This window comes from Candidatus Hydrogenedentota bacterium, from assembly GCA_019637335.1.
Classification (GTDB): domain Bacteria; phylum Hydrogenedentota; class Hydrogenedentia; order Hydrogenedentales; family JAEUWI01; genus JAEUWI01.
Genome location: JAHBVV010000004.1, coordinates 310,939 through 332,923 on the forward strand (window position 1 = coordinate 310,939; position 21,985 = coordinate 332,923).

Below are 21,985 nucleotides of genomic sequence, written 5' to 3' on the forward strand. Positions count from 1 at the left end.
TCTGCGTAACGCTTCGGCCGTCTGACGTGGATCGCGCACCCGCATCACGATTCGGAATCTTCCAGGGCGTCGCCTATATGCCGGTTCAGGGGACGCCTTCCCGCCCGCGAAAGCGCGCCGAAACCGGAGCCACCGCCAGGGCGCGGAAACGCCAGACGCCGCCCCACGGATCAAAAATCCCGGAACGGGCCGCGCGGTTCCGACGCGTCCATCTCCGCGCGCCACGCGGCGAAACGCTCCCGCATCATCTTCAGAATCTCCGGGCGCTCTTTCGAGAGGTCGTTCTGCTCCCCGATGTCTTCCGAGAGATCGTACAGCCCCGATCCGCGCTTCGCATCCACCCATTTCCAATGGCCCACGCGCGCGGCCTTCTCTTCGCGGCGCTGCCAGAACATCGCCTCGCGCGGGGACGCCCCGCCCCCGAGCGCCGCCCGGATGTCGTAGCCGTCGATCACCACGCCCTCGGGCAGCGGCGCTCCCGCCGCTGCCGCCAGCGTGGGGAAGAGGTCCAGCGCGGTCACGAAGGCGTCCGACACCGTCCCGGGCCGGGTCACGCGGGGCCACCGGATCAGGCACGGCACGCGCACACCCCCTTCCAGCACCTGGCCTTTGCGCCCGTTCAGCGGGCTGTTGTCCGCGCCGCCGGAACCGCCGTTGTCGGAGAAGAAGATCACGATGGTGTTGTCCGCGACCCCATGCGCCTCCAGGGCGTCCAGAATCTTGCCGATCGAGGCGTCCATGCACGTGACCGCGGCCTTATACCCCAGATCGCGCTCCGCCCTGTTCGGCACCATGGCCTCCTGGCCGTAGCGCTGGCCCTTCTGGAGCCCGGCCTCCGAAAGCAACTCCGGGTACATCGCGCGGAATTCGTCCGGCGCCTGCACCGATCCCCGGATTGCGGGATCGAGGTTGGACGCCCCATGCGGCGCGTTGAACGGCACATAGAGAAAGAACGGCTGCTCCCGGCGCGCTTCCAGAAAGCGCAGCGATTCCCGCTCGAAAAGATACGTCGCGTAGGCGCCCTTGTCTTCCACCGTGGGCATGTTGTCCCGGTACATCGACGGCGTGCCGTAGCGCTCGTGGGTGTAGTAGTCGATCCCGGTGTTCGTGAACCCGTAAAACGCGTCGAAGCCCCGCTGGAGCGGTAGAAAGCGCTTGAGCTGGCCACCGTCCCACTTGCCGAAGACCCCGCACGCATAGCCCGCATCGCTCAGGATGTCGGAGATCATCATCTCCCGCGTGTCCATCCCCAGAATCCGCTCCGGCGTATACGGGTAGTCCTCCGGCGTGATCTCCACCCCAAGATCCGCCACGTCGTTCCGGATCATGTCGTACAGCCCGTTCCGCTGCGGGTAACGCCCCGTCAGCAGGCTCCCGCGCGACGGCGTGCACGCCGGCCACGCCACGTAGAAATCCGTCAGCCGCAGGCCCTCCGACGCAAGCCGGTCGAGATTCGGCGTAAGGATCGCGTCATTCGTCACGCCCAGGTCGTTGTACCCCTGATCATCGGAAACAATCACCACAATATTCGGCGGCGCCGCCACGGCGGCAAGCGCCACCCCGAAAACAACGGCCACCAGACAGCGCGTCAGCCAGGTAAACGCGGACATAACACCTCCTCGGTATCCTCTTGCGACTTCGCCAAACCGTCTAGTGTAGGGCCCCGCGCCAGCCGGTGCAAGGCGCGGCCAAGAGGCCCGCCCGGTTGGCTTCAACCCCGTTTCATACTAATTTGACACAAATTAGTATGAAATTGACATTTTGTAAGTATCTGTTAATAAGATGGTTACGTCGTTGCGACCGCGATTGAAACGCCTCATAGTCTTCAGGAAACTCTGTGCCACCCGATGTGACTCCGCCACTTTGTGTGCCCGTCGTCCAGTGCCCGTCCGACATGCGCAAGGCCCCAAGTACGCGTCCAACCCCGTGCCACGCGATGGGACTCCACCACTTCGTGTGCCCGTCGTACATTGCCCGTCCGACATGCCAGCAGGCCCCGGGCGAGCGGCTCACCAACAAAACCCGCCCCTCAATCCACCGTCTCGTTCGTCCCCAGCAGTTCGTTCAGCGCCCGGTTGAGCACCCGCACCGTATACTTGCCCTGCGCCACCATCTCCTCGCGGTAGGCCTTGTTCCGCCGCATCGCATCCAGCGCCGGAAGCGCGTCCTCTTCCATTTCATCGAGCACAATCGCTGCGTGCAGCCGCTCCCACTGCGCACCGCCGTCCACCACCGCCACCAGCACGGGCAGCGCCGCCTCCGGCTCGCCCATCCGCGCGAAGGCCCGCGCCGCCGCCACGCGCACCACCGGCGCCGGGTCCTCCAGGATCGGCCGCAGCGCCGCCCCCGCACCCGCCGCCGCCGCGCCCAGGTTCCCCAGGCCCGTCGCCGCCCAGTAGCGCACCGCAGGATCCGGATCCGCCAGCAGCCCGACAAGCCGCTCCCGCGCGCCGGCGCCCGCCAGCGCCAGCGATGCCGCGTCCCGGATTCTCTCCATCCGCGCCGCGCCGTCCGGCCCATTCAGCACGGCCCAGGCGCTCCCGGCCGCCTCCGCCTCCGCCACCAGCAGCGGCTCCGGAATCAGGCCCGTGTCGCGCGTCTCCGCCACCCAGTCCAGGTGCGCCCGCCGCAGGCGCTCCAGCGCTTCCCGGTGCGCCGGGTCCTCCGCGAGGTTGCGCAGCTCGTGGGGATCGTTCTCCACGTCGTACAGCTCCTCGAAAGGCTTCCGGTCCGCGAGAAACAGCGCCACCGCCGGCGCCGCGTCCCCTTCCGCCTGCGCCCGCCGGATCTCGCGCATCGTCGCGCCCTTTTCCGGGGTGTTCATATACTGGTAGTACGGCTTGAACGGCTCGTAATTCCGGATGTAACGGTACTTCGCGTCGCGCACCATTCGGATGATGTCGTAGCGCTCGTCCATGCGGTCCCGCGCACCATGGATATACGCGCGCGGCGCCGGAATCCCCGCGCCCAGAAAGGCCTGGCCCTGCACGTGCCCCGGCGCGTCCAGACCCGCCAGCCGAAGCGCCGTCGGCCCCAGATCCATCAGGCTGACCAGCCGCTCATCGACCGATCCCGGCGCGCCCTGCCCCGCCGCGCGGAACCGCTCCGGTATACGCACAATCAGCGGCACGCGCGTCCCCGACTCATAAAGCCAGCGCTTCGCCCGCGGCAGGCCCGCCCCGTGGTCCGACCAGAAGATCACGATCGTGTCGTCCGCCAGGCCCGCCTCCTCCAGCCCCGCCAGGTGCTCACCGGCCCACCGGTCCAGCGCCGCGATCACGTCGTAATAGCGGCCCCAGTCCTCCCGCGTCACCGGCGTGTCCGGGTAATACGGCGGCAACGTCTTCGCGGCCGCCGCCCGATCGATCGGCGCGATGCCCTCCGTCACCGATCGGTATTTCTCCTCGTTTTCAATGCCCGACTCGTGGCAGCCCGTGTAGTTGAACACCGCAAAAAACGGCTGGTCCGGTTCCGGGCGGTTCTTCCAGTGCGCGCGGTTGCTCGATTCGTCCCACGTCCCCGCCGGCGCGTCAAACTGGTAATCCGTCTTGCTGTTGTTCGTGCAATAGTACCCCGCCGCGCGCAGCGCGACCGTAAACGGCCCGATATGCACCGGCAGCGACGCCTTCCCCCGCATATGCTGCGTGCCCAGCGACGTCTGGTACATCCCCGTGATAATCGCCGACCGGCTCGGCGCGCACACGCCCGCCGTCGTATACGCCCGCGCAAAGCGCGTCCCCTCCGCCGCCAGCCGGTCCAGGCGCGGCGTACGCGCCTCCGCATCGCCATAGCAGCCCAGGTGCGGGCCAATATCCTCCGCCGAAAGCCACACGATATTCGGGCGATCCGCCGCCCCCGCCGGAAGCAACCACAGCAATCCCGCAAACGCGGCCAGAACACGAAAAAAACGCCACATCACAAATCACCTCGCAAAAAGTACGGCTCACACAACGCCCCCGCAGTGTAGACCGCCCCCGCCCCCCAGTCAACGCCCACGGCCCGCCGCAAAACCCACCGCGAAAAGAAAGTCGCACAGGCTCATGACGCGCCGGAGGCGGGCGTCCCGCCTGTGTTCAACCCCGAAAGGCGCAAACGTAGGATAGGCGTCCCGCCTGTCCAAAGCGCCGCGAGGCGCAACAGGATCGCGGACATTCGTGTCCGCGGCAACGTGAGCCCACCGCCAAAAGTTCCCCTAACCCCACCAAAACCACCCCGAAGGGAAAGTGGCACAGGCTCATGACGCGCCGGAGGCGGGCGTCTCGGCTGTGTTCAACGCCGAAAGGCGCAAACGTAGGATAGGCGTCCCGCCTGTCCAAAGCGCCGCGAGGCGCAACAGGATCGCGGACATTCGTGTCCGCGGCAACGTGAGCCCAACCCCAAAAGTTCCCCTGCCCCCCCACCAAGACCACCCCGAAGGGAAAGTGGCACAGACTCATGACGCGCCGGAGGCGGGCGTCTCGGCTGTGTTCAGCGCCGAAAGGCGCAAACGTAGGATAGGCGTCCCGCCTGTCCAAAGCGCCGCGAGGCGCAACAGGATCGCGGACATGCCCGACTCCCCGCATCCCAGGGTATACTACGCTCCATACCCCCGGGCCACCGAACCGCGCGAAAGGAGCGGCCATGAACACCCGAATCGAATACCTCTACCGCGACGCACACAACTACAAGACCTTCGGCGAAGCCGTCCTCCGCGGGGCGCTTTCGCCGGAGGAAGTCCAGCCCTGCTACCACGAAAAAACCTGGTTCCTCCCCGAAGAAGTCGGCCTCGACGGCCTCCAGGAACACCCCACCACCAGCGCCGACCACGTCTGGCACGAAATCATCGCGCTCCAACCCACCCCCGAGCCACCCACCACCCCCCTGACCGCCCACGCCTTCCTCCAGCGCATGAAAGCCGCCGCCAATGCCCGCTGGGACACCCCTGCCGTGCGCCAACGGATGATGGAGATCGCCTGCGGGGAATGAAGCGTGCGGTGTAGGCGCGCCCAGAGGAGAATCCACCAGTAAACGACGGTCTACTTTCGTAGCATGTAAAAATAGACTCTCTGGTGGTGTGGAACTCATCAAGTTGAGGGATTTGTGGCCCATAGCCACGCGTAAAGGGCCCTATCATCTTGTCATCGATCTCGCGAGGCAGTGTATGATTTCCTTTCCGTCCTCGTAGGCCTTTACGACTTCGTCGAATGTGGCAGTAGTGTTTATTTGACCCTCATGGGCAAATTGATTTCGCCAAGCAATCATGTTCGCGTACGAGTTCCTTATATTCCTTTTGTATTGACGGAGGTGATCTTTTTCTTTCTTTTCAACGTTCAGACAGAACCTATTCACGTACTTTTGACCGAAACGCGGTATATATTCTTCCTTGATATCCTTGACCCGGATTCGGCCATTTATCCGACTGAAGTGCGACTCGGCGTAATGACCAAAAATCCTATGTTTTTTCTGCGAAAATGATATAAAAATTTCTTTTATCGCTAACTCATATACCGTCACCCCGGCTATCGACGCAAATCCCACATACTTAGGACTCAAGAGCGGATCGCTAAGTGTTGGAACTAAGTCGCGCCAGTGGGCAATGATATCATCTGCATGCTCAAAGTGGTGTTGGTATTGCATTTACTGGTCCAGCAATGCTCTGCACACGATTGTCAGTCTATTGTTAACTGTCTTTGTGTCCGTTGTGTTCACTGTGGCAGCGTCAATGAAGTCCTGGTCTTGGCGAAGGTGCTCAAATCTCTTCTTAAGATTTCGGGATCCTGTCAGTTTTCTGTGATTCTCTATACATACAGACATCACCGAATCAAGGACGGAAATGTTTAATGGGCCTCGAATATGAAATGGACGCTCTCCAAGGTTTCGAACGACAAGATCTGTCACAATGGGGAAAGCCTTGAAGAACTCCCGTACTTTTGAAGTCTTGCCACTGCGGTGCTTCCCCATTTCGACATTGAGAAACTCCTTCATGGGCTTCTCATAACCTCCCGCTGAACCGACAAGCGAGAATACCCTTAGGATGAACTCCACATCCCTCAGATGCTTATCGATGTTCTTGCGCCCCAAGATCTTTCGCCAATTGGGATCCGTGTTTGCTTCTTTGAGCAACTGGCAGAATTCACCACGGAACACGCAATTGCGAATTTCTTGGGGCTTCAGTGGAACGCCACCAGTGTTCAATCGTTCAAAAATATGGTACGCGCTCGTGCTCTCCCCAATTGGGCGTAATTGCTTTATGTTAATCGCGCGAAGGACTGACTGCTTCAGTTTCCGCTGATCGGATTCTGCCAGCTCGTCAAATGTCCTCCTATTAAAGTGATTGTTCTCTCCAATACCGGTCAGTCGGAACACCTGTCGCTTTCCATGAGTGCTTTCCTTCCCGAAGTAGCCCTCAAGGTAGAATACAACACTTAGTATTCTCTGCTGGCCATCAATTACTATGTTTTTGCTGTCTTCGTCGACATAGAAGAACACCGGTGGAACCGGAAGCCCTCGAAGGAACGAGTCAATTAGCAAAGACGATTGCTTGATAGACCATACGAATTCGCGCTGGTAATCTGGAATTTCTATATCCCCGTCGATCCACATCTGAGAAATTCCAGAGAGCGTAAAATCAGAGGGATATGTGGCAATCTCGTAATTTACACTAACTTCCGCTTCGTCTTCTTCACTTTCAGTTTCCAGGTCGTTCTCGTCATCAGGTGCAGACATTACGTGGCTTCCTATCATAGTAGCAAGTCGTCAAAACGCTGTTTCAATGCATACCAAGGTTACGATTTTGACCTAACGATTTCAACATGGTCGTGAGAAGTGTACAACGTGCAGACGTATAGACAAATTGCAACTAATGACGCCGAACCGTGCCGGGTTTGTTACAGCGCTCGATAGCATTAGTAATTTGCTCTGAGCTCGCTAGATACGTTCTCGCAATGCCGGTTGGTCGTTTTGCCTCTTAGAGCCTACAATGTCAACCACGAGTACCCAGAAGTTACATGCACAAGCCCCGCAAATCATGGACCCGCGAGGAACTCATCCTCGCGATAAACCTCTATTGCAAGACCCCATATGGGAAGATCCATATGCGGAATCCCGAAATAATCCGCTTTGCACAACTCATTGGCCGAACGCCCAGTTCGATCGTATTCAAGTTGTCGAGTTTTGCCAACATCGATCCCGCGTTGCCGCGCAAGGGTTATGCCAATGTCAGCAAACTCGACCGTGAAGTTTGGGCGGAGTTTTCTGCGGATTGGGACAGGATGGTATTCGAAAGCGAACAACGGCTGGCGGCGTTAACGGATAAGTCGCTGGAGAGGTCGCGCGGGAGGAGGCGGATATTCCGCTGCCGGAGGAGGACATCCCCCTCCCCGAGGGCAGGACGTGCGAGGCGGTGGTCCGGCAGCGGGTGAACCAGGGTTTTCCGGCGGGCGGTGGACACACAATCCATTTATTTCTTGACAAACCGCCGCCTAAATTGTGAAATTAGAACCACAACACATGTAATCCGTATTAATTGGGGCAAAAAACATGGGCGTTTCGAGCGAGAGCTTCTCGGGCTATAGCAAGTCCGAGCTTGTAATCGGGCTTGTAGGAGCGGTTGGCACCGACCTAGACGGCGTCATAAAGGTCTTCTCGGATCGACTTCGGGGCTTCTCCTATGAAGCTCAAACGGTCCATATTTCCGAGCAAATCATCAAAAAAATCGCGGCCGTAAAGCGGTATTCCAAAACCGACAAGGCGGCACGTATAAATGCTCTCATGGACGCAGGAAATGAAGCCCGCAGACTTACCGGCGACAATGCGATTCTCGCCTTTGGAGTTGCCGCCCGGATCTCACAGGAGCGCGACAAGCCTCTTGAGCCAAAGGCCCGAAGCGCCTTTCTCATCCGGTCGCTAAAGCACCCTGACGAAATCCACGCGCTCCGGGACATTTACGGTGACGGGTTCTACGTCGTGGGGGTATATGAGGAGAAAGACCTTAGGACAAAACACTTGATTGAGGATGACCAGATTTCTCTTCCAAAGGCCAAAAAGCTAGTGGAACGAGATGAAGACGAGCACATGGAGTTCGGCCAAAGGACCAGGGATACATTCCAACTTGCCGATTTCTTTGTGGATGCCGGAGCACCCGAGGAGCACCGTAAGAATTGCGTTCAGCGCATACTGGACATTCTCTTCGGACAGGTCTACAATACGCCAACTTTTGACGAATTCGCGATGTTCATGGCGTTCTCGTCCGCGCTGAGGTCGGCCGATCTCTCGCGCCAGGTCGGCGCCGTGATTGCCAGGGACGACGAAATTCTTTCCATGGGCGCCAACGACTGTCCCAAGTTCGGCGGAGGTCTTTATTGGCCGACCATGAACTATAAAGGTGTGGTGGCCGATGCGCCAAAAGGTAGGGACCACACACGCGGTTGCGACTCGAATAAGATCGAAAAGGATAAAATCGTCGACGACATTCTTGGAAGCGTTTCTGACTTCCTGAAGGAGGGTGTCGATGAAGCGGTCGTAAAACGTTCAATCGCACGGAGCAGCATAAACGACATCACGGAATATGGGCGTGTGGTCCATGCCGAAATGGAAGCCATACTTTCCTGCGCCCGGCAGAATATGAGTACCCGTGGCGCAACACTCTACTGCACAACATTTCCCTGTCACAACTGCGCAAAACACATCGTTGCGTCAGGAATCAGGAGAGTTGTCTATGTTGAGCCGTACCCGAAAAGCAAAGCCTTGCAGTTTCACGATGATTCAATCAAACTGGACCTTACAACGTCTGGAAAGAGAACTACGAGCAAGACCAAGGTGCTCTTCGAGCCGTTCGTGGGTATCGGTGCGAGGCGATTTGCCGAGCTCTTCTCGATTCACACCGGATCGGGAAAGCCGCTGAGACGCAAAGATGCTGAAGGCAAGACCCTGACGATTGCCAGGAAAAGTGCCAAACTCAGAGTACAGATGTTGCCGGTTTCGTACCTGGAAAAAGAACTTGAAGCATCAAATATATTTTTGAACCATATTAGGTGATAGAGAAAATGAGCAAATCTTCACGGGCCGCTTCAAAAGCGAAGTCGAATTCACAGGACGCATTTATGGCGCATCTGGAGTACGCGCGGAAACAAGTGTCAAGCTGGCCGACCTGGAAGCAGAATACCCTTGCCCACACGCGCCCGGCGAAGTCGGGTGGTTCCGCTTCCACGGCTGCATCGCCGAAACGCAAGTAGCGTACGTGGATCGTGGCATGTGTATTGGCAGGTTCGAATCAGCCGTTCATTTGAGCGGAGCCCCACATGCCTAAGCCCTCCAAGCCCTGGACCCGGGAGGAGCTCATCCTCGCAATCAATCTCTACTGCAAGACGCCGTTTGGGCGGATCCACATCCGGAATCCCGAGATCATTGCGCTGGCGGAGCTTTTGGGGCGGACGCCGGGGTCGGTGAGCTATAAGCTGGCGAATTTTGCGGCGATTGATCCGTCGTTGCCGCGCAAGGGGGCGTCGAACGTGAGCAAGCTGGACCGGGCGACTTGGGCGGAGTTTTTTGCGGATTGGAACGGGATGGCGTTTGAGAGCGAGCGGCTTTGGGCGGAGCGCACGGGGAAAGCGCTTGGTCCGGTGGCGGATTCAGGCGCGGCGGCGGCTGGCGCGCCGCTGTTGGAGGAAGACATCCCCCTCCCCGAGGGCAAAACCCGCGAGGCGGTGGTCCGGCAGCGGGTGAACCAGGGGTTTTTCCGGCGGGCGGTGTTGTCGTCGTATGACGGGGCGTGTTGCATCACGGGGCTGGCGGCGCCGGAGTTGCTCGTGGGAAGCCATATTGTGCCGTGGGCGGCGGATGCGGGGAACCGGACGAATCCGCGGAATGGGCTTTGTTTGAATGTGCTTCACGACAAGGCGTTTGACCGGGGGCTGATCGCGGTGGATGCGGATTTCCGGGTGGTGGTGTCGCCGCGGGTGCGGAAGCTGGGGATGGCGGGCGCGCGGGCGGTGTTGGAGGTGGAGGGCGCGGCGTTGCGGATGCCGCGCCGTTTTCTTCCGGACCCGGCGCTGCTGGCGTGGCATCGGGAGCGGGTGTTCAGGGGTTAGGCGTTTAGACTTTAGGCTTTAGGTGTTTAGGCTTGAGGCTGGAGGCTTCAGGGGCGCGGGGGTGGGGGCTTTCTGCGCGTGTTTCGCGCCCGCTGGAAATAGGACGCCGCCGGCGCGTTCCCGGGGGGGCGCGCCGGCGGCTGGCATCCGCGATGCCGATTGGACGTCGGGGTTATTCTACCACGGGCGGGGCGGGGGGCGCCTGGGGAATTCGGTCCGGGCGGCGCTGCGCGCGCACTTCCTCCATCCGCTTTTCGTGGAACGCGTTGTACTCCGCTTCCGTGACCGCGCCGTCGCCATCCGCGTCCAGTTCCGAGAAGGCGGGCGGGCCGAAGGGACGCCGCGGGCCGGGGGCGCCGTCGGGGCCTTCGCCCATGGGGCCGGGGCCCGGGAATTCGGGCCGGGGCGGGCCCTGGCGGAAGTCGCCGCCACGCCCTTCGGGCCGCGGACCCTGCGCGCGCGGGCCATCAGCGCGTTTCATCCCTTCCGGCCCGGGACGCCCAGCGCCCTCGGGGCCGCGACGAAAGTCGCCGCGCTCCGGGCGATCGCCGCCCTCGGGGCCGCGCCGGAAGTCGCCGCGCTCCGGGCGATCACCCCCCTCGGGGCCACGCCGGAAGTCGCCGCGTTCCGGGCGATCACCCCCCTCGGGGCCACGGCGGAAGTCGCCGCGTTCCGGGCGATCGCCGCCCTCGGGGCCGCGCCGGAAGTCGCCGCGTTCCGGCCGATCACCGCCCTCGGGGCCACGCCGGAAATCGCCGCGTTCCGGGCGATCGCCGTCGCGCCGCGGGGCGGGCCGCTCGGCAAGCGTCAGGGGTTCGCCCGGCAATGCGGCGGGGGCGTCGAGCGCCGCCGCGGGCGCCGGGGGCTGAATGGCCTCGGGCGCGCTTTCCTGGGCGGCCGCGCCGGACGCCATGCCCATCGCGCCCATCACCAGCGCGCCGCAGGCCAGGCGGGCCGCCATTTTCTCTATCCGTTCGATTCTGCTCATGGTACCGTCCTCCGGTGGTTGTTGCGCCCGATTCCGGGCGGGCTTCACAGTCTTTCCCGATGGCGCCGCCGCCATCTGTCCCAACTGTAACCGGCGAAGATGACAGGCCCGCCGGAGGATTCATTACAACTTCGTAATCTTGGGCTTCCCGCCGCGTGTTTGTTAGGATGGCGGGCAGACTCGATTTCCCAACCGGAGCAGACCACGATGCCGCACCATTGCCTCAGCCGCCGCCACTTCCTCATGACCTCCGCCGCCGCCCTCGCGGCCCTCGCCCCGGCCCGCCGCGCGTCCGCCGCCTACCGTATCCGCCAGGACTGGCACATGCACACCTGGCGCGCCGGCGGCAAGGACGACATGATCGTGGCCGATATGATCAAGACCAACGCCGAGTATGGCCTCGACCTGATGGGCATTTCCGAACACATCGATCGCCTGGACGAGCGCGAGGAATTCCAGGAGAAGGTCGCCGCGAACCGGAGCGAAGCCGAGGCGGCGTCTCCGGGCGCCATGAAGGTCATGATCGGCACGGAATCCACCATGATCAACCCGAAATTGTGCGCCGTGGGGGAAGAAATCGCCGCGATGCTCGACTACCGCCTGGTCTCCTGCAACCACTACCACCTCAGGCACGTGGAGAACCCCGCGCCCGCCACGCCGGAGAACTACGCCGCGCACTACCTCGATATGCTGTGGGGCGCCGCCGAACTGGGCTACGCCGACACCATCGGCCACCCCTTCTACCACCAGAAGCTGAACAAGATTTTCGATCACGAGGGGCTCATGGCGATCCTGAAGGCCTACGACACCGAGCGCCTGACCGCCGTGCTGAAAAAGTCCGCCGAGGTGAACATGGCCTACGAGATCAACCCGCGGCACGCCGATCGCGCGCTGGAGTGGTTCCGCGATCTCATCCGGGAAGCGCGCCGCCACGGCGTGAAATTCACCCTGGGTACCGATGCCCACGCCATCCCCAGCCTGGGCTATCCCGACAACGATTCGGGGCGCACCTGCGCGGATGTGGTCACAGACCTGGGGCTCACCGACGACGACCTGAAGTGGGCGCCCATCGCGTACGGCAAGTAGGGCCGGCGTTCCCCCGTTACTTCGCCCAGAGCGCCTTCAGGGCCTTCACGGTCTCGTCCGTAAGCACCTGGCCGCCTTCCGAGCCCACGTCGTTGCTCTGCACGATCGCGCTGTAGCCGCCGCCGGATTCGGCGTAGGGCGTGGGGACGTACGTGCCCGGGCCGCAGAGCTGGATCAGGAAGGTCTGGAGCGCCGGGCTCTTCGCCTTCATCTGGATCCCGTACTGGAGGAACAGCTCGAAGTCGTTCGTCGCAATCGCGACATCGCCCAGACGCAGCGTGTGCAGGTCCATGATGTACGGCACGATCTCGCCGCGCTGCTGCCGCTCGTAGCGTTCGGCCACCTTGCGGTGCCACACCCCCCGGCGGTTGTACTTCGGGTCGCCGAGGAACTTCACCGACTCCGCGAGCGCGTCTTCCATTTCCTCCTTCGTCACGATGCGCTCCGGCAGCGTGATATCCGCCACCTGGTGCGTGAAGGGAATGTCGTCAGACTTTTCCTGTTGCGCGCCCGCGTACGCCTCCTCCCACGCGTCCACGATGCGCCGCGCGATCTCTTCGATCTCGTCCACGCCGCGGGCATCCCGCATGCGCGCTTCGGCCTCCTTCCGGATCTGCAAATGCGGCGTGATGTCGCCCGCCGCGCTGATCCACGCGAGCACCACGAGCTCCTCGCCGTGCCGCGCCTTCAGCGTCTCCCGCACATTGTGCACGAAGTCCGCGTTGATTGCGCTGCCGCTCCCCGCCCGCTGCGCCGGACACGCCAGGCTGTAGGCCGTCGCGATCAGGCGATCGCTTTCGTCCCAGAAATACAAGGCCTCCACGCCCGTGTCGTCCGGCCCCTCAATGCCCCGAAACGCTGGATCGGTCTTGCTCCCGTGCATCACCGCGGTCCCGTCCGCATAGACCATGCGCCGGTTGTGCCCGATCACCGCGTGGGCCATGCCCCAGCCCGCCTTCGCGGGGCGCCGTGCCGACCACGCCTCCGCAATCGCCGCCACCACCTGCTTCGTGAAGAATTCGCGGTAGGCCGCCGGGGCCATCACCCCCTCCGGGATCGCGTACGTGTCATCGAGCATCACCGGGGCCGTGTGCGTGTGCGTCGCGCTCAGGATAACCTTGCGCGGGTCGAGATCGGGGATTTCCTCGGCCACCGCCGCCCGCACCATCTCCCGGATGCCCCCGCGAATGGCCACCAGCCCGCAGGAGACGAAAACCGCCTGATCGGCGACCGCGTCGCCTTCGCGCGCTTCAATAGCCAGCACATTGGCGAGCACCGGCGTTTCCACCTCGGTCGCCACGCGCGTGTGCATCTGCCCGGAAAGCGCCACCGGGCCGTCCGGGGTAATGGAAGTCGTCGCCGTGCCCACATGCAGGGTCGCGGCGCCGGAAAGCGCGGGGAAAAGCAGTACAGCCGCAAACAACGTGCGGCGCGGGGTGATTCGCATGCGATAGAGCCTCCTTCGATTGCGTATCGGGCCAGCATACACGCCAGCGGCCCGAAATCAAAGCCGGGGCGGCGGGACGGCGATCAATCCACAAACATGAACTCGTTGGACGACAGGAGAACCTGCGCGTACTTCTCCCACGCGCCCAGCGGTTCGGGTGGCGCGGTCCAGGGGCCGGCAAACTCGGCCCGGGCGTCCCAGCGCTTCGCCATGGCGCTGTCTTCCGTGTCCGCGCGCGTGATGACCGGAGCCCAGAGGTGTTCGTCGCTGTTGAGCACCTTCCGGATGTCCACCTCGAAATCAAGGGTGTCGCCGGCTTCCACCGCAATGCCGTAGAGATTGGTGTCGGCCTGGCTGTTGTGCGCCATCCACGCGCCCAGCACGCCGTGGCGGCTGCTCAGAATGCGGGCCATGATGCCGTCGCCATTGGGGCTCTGGTGCACAATGCGCCCCTCGATGTTGTACACGCCGGATTCGGGCGCGGTCCAGCGGCGGGCAATGGCGTGGTCGAGATCGTTGCCCGGGTGGCCGCCCTCCGCCGTGATCTGTACCCAGCCAATCCGATCATCGGGCCAGGAGCGCCCGCCCTGGTAGGCCGTGCCGTTGAAGTGCGGGATCGGCGTGAAACTGGCCATCGCGCCGGCGGCCTCGTCGAAGCGCCCGTAGCCGTAGGTCCAGGCGGACGGCTCGACGGCGGGCGGCGGCGGCGGCGTAATGGCGGACTCCATAAACGCCAGGGATTGCGCGGCCTGCTCCGGCGTGGCTGCGCGCTGGTAGGCGTGCTGGAAGAACCACGCAATGCGGTCCGTGCCCGCCTCCGGAACGGCTTCGGCGGCACGCCCGGCGAAAGCCTTCGCCTGGGCCTGCACGAAGGGGTTGTTCATGAGGAATAGCGCCTGCTGCGGCACGGTGGTGTCAAGGCGGCGCGGGCTGTGCATGTCGGGGCTCGGGAAGTCGAACATGCGGAACACCGGCGGCAGGAACTGGCGGTCGACGCGCGCGTAGATCGTGCGGCGGGCCGGGTAGGGCTCGCGCGCAATGTCCACCGGACGCCCGCCCAGCGCGAGATCGATTTCGCCGGACGCAAAGAGGATGGCGTCGCGCAGAGACTCGAAATCGAGGCGGTAGCGGTTGAAACGCCAAAGCAAACGGTTCTCCGGGTCAACTTGCATCGCCTTCGTAACGCGCGGATCGTCCGCCGGGGACGCGCTCGACTGCCGGTAGGCCGACGAAAGCACGATCTGGCGGTGGATCTGCTTGATGGACCAGCCCTCCGCAATGAAGTAGTCCGCGAGCCAGTCCAGCAGTTCCGGATGGCTCGGATCGGCGGCGCGCGTGCCGAAATCGCTCGGCGTCGCGACGATGCCTTCGCCGAAGTGCCAGCCCCAGACGCGGTTCACCATCACGCGCGCGGTCAGCGGGTTGTCCGCGCTGGCGATCGCCTCGGCCATTTCGCGGCGCCCACTTCCGTGTTGGAAGGGCTGGCGCCCGGGGCCTTCGAGGATCTCCAGAAACTGGCGGGACACCTGCGGCCCTGGGTTCGCGGGATTCCCGCGGCCGAACACGCGCGGCGCGGGCATGTCGGGCTTGTCGGCAAGCGTCACGGCGAAGGGCGGAGCCGCCGGGGACTCAATGATCCAGCGGTCGATCTCGGCGTAGAGCCGACCGAGCTCGACGCGGGCCGGCTCGGCGAACATCCACTCCAGATCGACAATCGCGCCTTCCGGGACGCGGATGGGAGAGCCGTCGCGCACCATGATCTGGCGGATGGCCTCGCGGCCCGGGTCGGGCAGGGCCGCGGGCGCCTCCACCGCGTTCTCCTCGGCGGCCTTGACCAGCGCGATCCACTCGTCCTCCACGCTCTTGAACAGCGCCCCGTAGCGCCGGGCCGCGTCGGTCAGGGAATCGGGCGCGGCGCCTTCAAGCAGCGCGCCCAACACCGGCGCGGCGGCCTGGGTGGCGGACTGCGCGGCGGACGCCAGGACGATGTCGCCATCGCGCGGCGGCGCATAGCGGGCAAGCACTTCGGGCGCGCGGTCCGCGAACTGGTCCGGCGGGATCGACGCGAGCCGGTTCCACGGGCCGAATACCGGGTCGTCTTCGCCCAGCCGGGCGATGTACGCGGCCCAGCGCCGGACGATCGTCGGGTTGATGTCCTCCTCGTTGCGGATCTCGTAGAACTCGTCGGTGGGGAGCTTGTTCGCGTCGGGGACGGCGGCAAGGTAGCGGTCGACCTGGCTGCGCAGGCGCGTTTCCAGTTTCTCGGTTTCTTCCCGGAATCGTTCCCGCAGCGCCTGCTCGCGCTTCTGCATCTCCGCGGTGAACTCAGCCCAGGCCGGATCCTCGGCGTACTCCGGTTCAATAGGCACGCGGCGCTCGGAACTGCCGGTAAAGACGCCGTACAGGGAGTAGTAGTCTTCAATCGGGACGGGGTCGAACTTGTGGTCGTGGCAGCGCGCGCAACTCACCGTGAGCCCCATGAGGCCGCGCGTCACCGTGTCGATTCGGTCGTCGACAATGTCCGGCATAACGCCGAGGAAACGCTGGCCGAGGGTCAGAAAACCCATCGCCGCCAGGTCCGCGCGGCTCGATTCATCCGACATCTCGTCGGCCGCGATCTGGAGCTTCAGAAACTCGTCGTACGGGCGGTCCCGGTTCATGGCGTCCACAACCCAGTCCCGGTACACGTGGCTGTGGACGAACTTCACCTCCTCGCGCCCGCCGTAGACATAGCCCTTCGTGTCGGCGTAGCGCGCCACGTCCAGCCAGTGGCGGGCCCAGCGCTCGCCATAGTGCGGCGACGCCAGATAGCGCTCCACGAGGTTCTCGTAGGCCCTCGGATCGGGGTCGTTCTCAAACGCGACGACCTCCTCCGGGGCGGGCGGCAGGCCGAGCAGACCAAACGAAAGCCGCCGGATCAGCGTGCGGCGATCGGCCTCCGGCGCCGGGGCGAGCCCGGCCTCTTCGATCTTCGCCAGAATGAAGTGGTCGATTTCCGTGCGCGGCCAGGCCGTGTCCTGGACCGCCGGAAGCGCCTGCGGCGCCGGCGGATGAAAGGCCCAGTGCTTTCGCGCGCTCGCGAAGAGGTCGATGGGCGCATCGCTCTCGGGAAAGACCGCCCCCTCGCGGATCCAGCGATCAAAATCGGCCACCACGGTCTCGGGGAGCGGCCCGGACGGCGGCATCTGAAGCTCGGGGTGCTGGTACCGGATGGCCCGCATCAGCCGCGACGCCGCGGGGTCGCCCGGCGTCACCGCCGGCTGCCCGGATTTCCCGCCGCGGGCCAGGCCCGCCGCCGAGTCGAGCAGCAACTCGCCTTTCACCGCGTCGGTCGCGCTGCTGTGGCAACCAAAGCAGTTGTCGATAAGCGCGGGGCGGATCTTCTTCTCGAAGAAATCTTCCGGGCTCGCGAGCACGGGGCACGCAATGCCAAGGGCGACACACAATACCGGCAGGCGGGATTTCACTGCGATGCGCATGCGGACTCTCCTGTGACCCGCCATTATAGCCGAGGCGCGCCCACGCCGCCAGCGGCAAACGCGAGTCAACGGCGCGGGCGGGCGGCTACAGGATGGCGACCGCCTCGATCTCGAACTGAAGACCGGGAATCGCCAGCGCCGGCGTCCCCACGGCGGTGGACGCGGGATACGGCTGCTTCAGGTACTCCTTGCGCACCTTGCGGTACGCGGGCAGGTCCCGCGCGATGTCCACAAAGTAGGATCGAAGTATGACCACGTGCTCGAAACCCGCCCCGGCCTCGGCCAGAACCTTCCCGATCCGGTCGAAGGTCTGGCGCATCTGCGTTTCCATATCGGCGTCGTAGTCCTCGGGGCCCTGTCCGGAAACAAATACGACCGTCTGCCCGCCTTCGGCCTTGATTCCCGGCGTGTAGCCCGAATCCGCGGCGGGAGCGCCGTCCGGGTCGAGCCCGGTCCGCTTCACCGCGCTGGCCGCGGCGGATCCGGCGGCCAGAGCGGCGGCGCCAGCGAGACCGGCGATGCTTCCCGTCATGAAGGCCCTGCGTTCCGATGTGTTCGATGGCTGATCCATGGTCGCCCTCCTCGGCGTTTCCCTGTGAATCTCAATGCGTCTGCCCGGGGCTCCAGCGAGCCGATCCGATTATACGGCGCGGGGCGCGGGCCTTCAACGGCGGCGGTGGCGTTTGGTCCATCCGCGTGCGAAATGCGGCGCCCCTCGGACCACGCCATTGATTCCGCGGAATGGCGCGAAGGCGCCGTATGGACCGGTGGCTTCTTTCGACACCCGCGTACGGCGGATACACCCGCCCTCAGGTGCGTGGCGTGTTGGCGCGGTTTTCCGTGTACACGAGGTGATACAGCGTTTCCCCCGTCTCCTCGTGCACGTGCTCCTCGTGAAAGGTGAACCCGTAGCGCCGGTAAAACTCGCGGCCGATACGGTTCTCCTTGAACACTTCGACTTCCAGATCGCCGCGCATCCGGCGGGCATGGTCCATCAGCGCGCGGCCATACCCGCGCCCGTGGAACTCCGGATGCACAAAGAGCGCCCCGACCTCGTTCTTGATCAGCGCGATAAAGCCCACCACGCGCCCCTCGTCCTCGCACACGTAGGTATCCGCCATCGGAAGGTAGATATCCGTCATGTTGTGGCGCTCGATATCGAAGAACTCGTCGGGAAGGAAGGAATGCGCCATCCGGGACGCCGTGTACCACGTCTCCAGCAGATCGTCCAGATCTTCTCGCGCGTACAGGCGAATCATCGGGAAATCCTTACTGCAATGGCTCCACCGACCGCCGGAATCAATTGCCCGCGACGGCCATATCTTCGCACAATGGCCCCGCTGCGGCGGGTTCTTCCAGATAAAACACGTGGTCCACCGGACGCCCCAATTCCCGGGCGATCTTCAGGCTCAGCCGGATAGACGGGTTCAGCCGATCTTTTTCGATGGCCAGTATCGTCTGCCGGGTGACGTCCACGCGCTTTGCCAGGTCGGCCTGCCGCAACTTAAGCTTAACGCGCAACTCGCGCACGCGATTCCGAACTACAAGGCGTTCACTCATGCCCCTGATCATAGCCCGGCGCCCCGGCCCGATTCAAATCATATAATATAGGACACTAGCACCAACTGCTATTCTCCCGATCATGGACAGGCGCGCAACGCTCCCATTTTCTGGCGTTTCCGCTGTTATCGCCGTTTTCTCACCACGCGCCGCGCCCCGCCGTGTACGCGAGCTTGGCGCGGAAGCCCACCGGATCCTATACTGAGTCCGTCCACCGTTCTTCACCCACAGGAGCCCACGCATGCAAGAAGTTGCGCGTATCACACTGATCATGACCCTTCTGACCGCCTCCGCCCTCGCCGGCGCGGCCCCCATCGCGCTCGACGGGCCGCTGCGCGACCGGTGCGTACATCTACTGCGCGCCGGTCTCGACGATCCCGATTTCTGGCCCGCGATGCACGCGGCCGAAGGACTCTCCCTCGCGGGCCACGGCATCGAGGTTACCGCCGCGCTCGCGCCGCGCCTGGCCGCCGAAACCGACGGCCAGCGCCAGTGCGGGCTGGCGCGGGAACTTGTTCGCGCGGGCGATCGCACCCGGGCCCGCGTCATGCTCGACCTGCTGGCGGGCGCGGATCCGTACGCCCATGTGCACGCGGCGGAGAGCCTCTTCAAGGTGAATGAAATCGGCGACGGGAACGCGCTGCGCGCCGCCCTGGAAGGCGATGGCCCGCCGTCGAAGGCGATCATGGCCGCCGCCGCCCTGGCGAACTGGGGCCATGCCGCCGCACTCGAACACCTCCGCGGACAGGCCGCCGCGCCCGATCCGGACGTGGCCCGCATCGCCGCCTGGGCGCTCGGGCAAATTGGATCGGCCGAGGACATCCCCGTGTTGCGGGCGGGCCGGGAACGCTTCGAGGACCCCGGCGTGCGCTCGTTCTTCACCCATGCACTGGCCGGGCTGGGCGATCCGGAGGGCGTCGCGGGGCTCCTGGAAAACCTGGCCGCCGAGGACCCCGCCATCCGCACCATGGCCGCGAATTTCGCCGGCGAATTCGGCGTGGCCAGCGCGCGCGATGCCCTCGTCTCCCTGCTGGACGACCCGAACCTCGACACCCGGCTCCGCGCGGCGCAATCGCTCATCATGCTGGCGCGGGAGGGCGGTCTCCCCGAGGGCGCCTTCGCGCGCGATCTCTATCCCGCCACGGCGGAGAACCCGCGCTACAGCGAGGGCGATATCCACGTCCTGAACGATGGGCGCTACCTGTACGCCACCACGGAATTCATCGGGGATGGAAGCGATTTCGCACGAGCCCACATTATCGGGCGGATTTCCTCGGACGGCGGACAGACCTGGGGCGATTCCTTTGAACTGCAGGAAAACACGGGCGGAAAGAACGTGATGTCCGTCACCTTCCAGGAACTCTCCGACGTGGAAGTCGGCATGTTTTACCTGCGGAAGAACGAGGTCGACGATCTGGACGTCTACCTGCGCCGATCGTCGGACGGTGGCGCCACCTTTGGCGAATCGCGCCTCGTCACCGACGCCCCGGGCTACCACGTCCTCAATAACGACCGCGTGATCCGCCTGTCCAGCGGGCGCCTGCTGGTTCCCGTCGCCAGTTCGCCCAATGTGCACACCGACAACCACTTCAAGTGCCGCACGTGGATTTCCGACGACGCCGGCCACACCTGGCGCGCGGGCGCGGGCGAGGTGGACTACGCGAAGCGCGGCGCCATGGAGCCCGAGGTGCTGGAACTCCGCGACGGGCGCATCCTCATGATCATCCGCACCCAACTGGGACACATTGCCGCGGCCTACTCCGGAGATGGCGGCGACACCTGGACGGAAGCCGCGGACTGGGGCGTGCGCGCGCCGGAGGCGCCATCGACCCTGCGCCGCATTCCCTCCACGGGAGACCTGCTCTTGATCTGGAACGACAGCTATGTGGAAGGCGCCGGCCACGGCGGCCCGCGCGCCCCGCTGACGGTCGCCATCTCGAAGGATGAGGGGAAGACCTGGATCCACAAGAAGAACATCGAGGACGCCGATCCCGACGCCGCGTCGTTTACCACGGGCTACGCCTACACCAGCGTCACCTTCGACCGCGGGCGCGCCCTCATCAGCTATTATGTCGCGGGCGATGCGAACGGGCGCATCGATTCGCGCTTCCGCTCCATCCCGATCGCCTGGTTTTACGAATGATGCTCTCCCCCGAAGCCCGCGCGGCCTGCGCGAAATACGTCCTGGATCAAGCCCGCCACATTATTGATACCTTTGGCCCGCGCGGCCCCGGCAGCGAAGGCGAGCGCGCCGCGCAGGAATATGTGGCCGCCCGCCTCGAAGAACTCGGCGCGACCGAAGTCCAGCGCGAGCCGTTCCCCGTCGCGCCCGAAGCCTTCATGCGCTTTCAGACCGTCGCGGGCGTCCTCATGCTGGTTGCGTGCGCCGTGTGGTGGTTTCTCCCGCCGCTCGCCCTGCTACCCGGCGTGCTCGCCTTCTTCGTGACCTGGCGTCAGTTCGTGCACTACCACCCGATGCTCGATGCCCTCTACCCGCAGTCGGAATCCCTCAACGTCTACGCGCGGTGGGCGCCCCGGGGCGAAACCCGACGCCGGATCATCCTCAACGCGCACATGGACGCCGCCTTCGAGTGGAGGTACCATGTCCTCTGGCCCAAGGCGTTCCCCTGGCTCGTGCGCTACAGCCTCGCCGCGCTACCCGCCGCCCTCGTGCTCCAGGTGGCCAGCATACCGATCTGGATGGGCGACCCCGGCTCGATAATCCTGTGGTGGCTCGGCGGACTCCAGGCGCTCCTCGTACCCGCGTTTGTCCTCGCACTCTTCTTCACCGACTTCGACAGCCCCGTGCCCGGCGCCAATGACAACCTTTCCGGCGTCTTCCTCGCCGCCGGCGTCATACGCGCCCTGCGGGAAGCGGAATCTTCGTTCGAAAACACCGAAATCGCGTGCCTCATCACCGGCTCGGAGGAAGCCGGCCTCCGCGGCGCCAGCGCCTGGGCCGCGCGCCACGCGAAGGAACTGCGCGACGCCGACACCGCCATCCTCGTCCTCGACACGATCCGCGACCGCGATCATTTCACCGTGTACCAGGGCGATCTGAACGGGACCGTGAGGAACGATGAGGCGCTGAGCCAACTCGTGGCCGAGGCCGCCGCCGCCTGCGGCCACCCGGCGCGCATTGGAACCATTCCCCTCGGCGCCACCGACGCCGCGGCGTTCACCCGGGCGCGCCTCAAGGCCACCGCGCTTGTCGCCATGAACCCCGCCCCCGCCCGCTTCTACCACACGCGTTTCGACAGCGCGGACAATATGGACGCGGGCTGCGTCGCGATCGCCGCCGGGATCGTTGGCGAAGTCATCCGCCGCTTCGACGAGGGTGGCGCGCCGGGCTGAGGGC

The 21,985-nt window shown here is 64.2% G+C and carries 16 protein-coding genes; 6 read left to right on the forward strand and 10 right to left on the reverse strand.

Features of this window, described 5'->3' with window-relative positions; genetic code table 11:
- Positions 1-170: 170 nt before the first annotated feature.
- Both KF886_07920 and KF886_07925 read right to left on the reverse strand, forming a co-directional pair.
- Positions 171-1,610, reverse strand: a complete 1,440-nt coding sequence (locus KF886_07920; protein ID MBX3177270.1) for a sulfatase-like hydrolase/transferase — start codon at positions 1,608-1,610, stop codon at positions 171-173.
- 419 nt (positions 1,611-2,029) lie between these two features.
- Positions 2,030-3,916, reverse strand: a complete 1,887-nt coding sequence (locus KF886_07925; protein MBX3177271.1) for a sulfatase — start codon at positions 3,914-3,916, stop codon at positions 2,030-2,032.
- 704 nt (positions 3,917-4,620) lie between these two features.
- Here KF886_07925 and KF886_07930 point away from each other — a divergent pair.
- Positions 4,621-4,965, forward strand: a complete 345-nt coding sequence (locus KF886_07930) for a hypothetical protein (GenBank protein ID MBX3177272.1) — start codon at positions 4,621-4,623, stop codon at positions 4,963-4,965.
- A 144-nt stretch (positions 4,966-5,109) separates the two neighbouring features.
- On the opposite strand, the gene KF886_07935 is transcribed toward KF886_07930, so the two are convergent.
- Together KF886_07935 and KF886_07940 are read right to left on the reverse strand one after the other, a co-directional pair.
- Positions 5,110-5,616 carry a hypothetical protein gene (locus KF886_07935; protein ID MBX3177273.1) on the reverse strand — a complete coding sequence of 169 codons (507 nt, stop codon included), beginning with the start codon at positions 5,614-5,616 and terminating at the stop codon, positions 5,110-5,112.
- Complete coding sequence (locus KF886_07940; protein ID MBX3177274.1) at positions 5,617-6,705, reverse strand: DUF262 domain-containing protein; 1,089 nt, start codon at positions 6,703-6,705, stop codon at positions 5,617-5,619.
- A gap of 813 nt (positions 6,706-7,518) precedes the next feature.
- On the opposite strand from KF886_07940, the gene KF886_07945 reads away from it, so the two are divergent.
- Positions 7,519-9,015, forward strand: coding sequence for a cytidine deaminase (locus KF886_07945; GenBank protein MBX3177275.1), 1,497 nt, complete (start codon positions 7,519-7,521; stop codon positions 9,013-9,015).
- Positions 9,016-9,278: 263 nt separating this feature from the next.
- A complete protein-coding gene (locus KF886_07950) occupies positions 9,279-10,067 on the forward strand; it encodes an HNH endonuclease (GenBank protein MBX3177276.1) in 789 nt (262 codons plus the stop codon).
- 172 nt (positions 10,068-10,239) lie between these two features.
- Here the strand turns inward: KF886_07950 and KF886_07955 are convergent, their stop codons facing one another.
- Positions 10,240-11,055 carry a hypothetical protein gene (locus KF886_07955; GenBank protein ID MBX3177277.1) on the reverse strand — a complete coding sequence of 272 codons (816 nt, stop codon included), beginning with the start codon at positions 11,053-11,055 and terminating at the stop codon, positions 10,240-10,242.
- A 207-nt stretch (positions 11,056-11,262) separates the two neighbouring features.
- Between KF886_07955 and KF886_07960 the strand changes: the two genes are divergently transcribed.
- On the forward strand, positions 11,263-12,141 hold the full coding sequence (locus tag KF886_07960; GenBank protein MBX3177278.1) for a hypothetical protein: 879 nt from the start codon (positions 11,263-11,265) through the stop codon (positions 12,139-12,141).
- 16 nt (positions 12,142-12,157) lie between these two features.
- Here the strand turns inward: KF886_07960 and KF886_07965 are convergent, their stop codons facing one another.
- From KF886_07965 to KF886_07985, 5 genes are all read right to left on the reverse strand, one after another.
- Positions 12,158-13,588, reverse strand: a complete 1,431-nt coding sequence (locus KF886_07965) for a hypothetical protein (GenBank protein MBX3177279.1) — start codon at positions 13,586-13,588, stop codon at positions 12,158-12,160.
- A gap of 83 nt (positions 13,589-13,671) precedes the next feature.
- Positions 13,672-17,067, reverse strand: coding sequence for a PSD1 domain-containing protein (locus KF886_07970; GenBank protein MBX3177280.1), 3,396 nt, complete (start codon positions 17,065-17,067; stop codon positions 13,672-13,674).
- Positions 17,068-17,152: 85 nt separating this feature from the next.
- Positions 17,153-17,638: a hypothetical protein gene (locus KF886_07975; protein ID MBX3177281.1), complete on the reverse strand. Its 486-nt coding sequence runs from the start codon at positions 17,636-17,638 to the stop codon at positions 17,153-17,155.
- Between the two features lie 238 nt (positions 17,639-17,876).
- Positions 17,877-18,326, reverse strand: coding sequence for a GNAT family N-acetyltransferase (locus KF886_07980; GenBank protein ID MBX3177282.1), 450 nt, complete (start codon positions 18,324-18,326; stop codon positions 17,877-17,879).
- A gap of 40 nt (positions 18,327-18,366) precedes the next feature.
- The gene (locus tag KF886_07985; GenBank protein MBX3177283.1) at positions 18,367-18,627 is read right to left on the reverse strand and encodes a helix-turn-helix transcriptional regulator; all 261 of its coding nucleotides are present in this window, start codon (positions 18,625-18,627) and stop codon (positions 18,367-18,369) included.
- Positions 18,628-18,868: 241 nt separating this feature from the next.
- On the opposite strand from KF886_07985, the gene KF886_07990 reads away from it, so the two are divergent.
- Positions 18,869-20,770, forward strand: a complete 1,902-nt coding sequence (locus KF886_07990) for an exo-alpha-sialidase (GenBank protein MBX3177284.1) — start codon at positions 18,869-18,871, stop codon at positions 20,768-20,770.
- A complete protein-coding gene (locus tag KF886_07995; GenBank protein ID MBX3177285.1) occupies positions 20,767-21,981 on the forward strand; it encodes a M20/M25/M40 family metallo-hydrolase in 1,215 nt (404 codons plus the stop codon). Before KF886_07990 ends, KF886_07995 begins: the two co-directional genes overlap by 4 nt.
- Positions 21,982-21,985 lie beyond the last annotated feature (4 nt).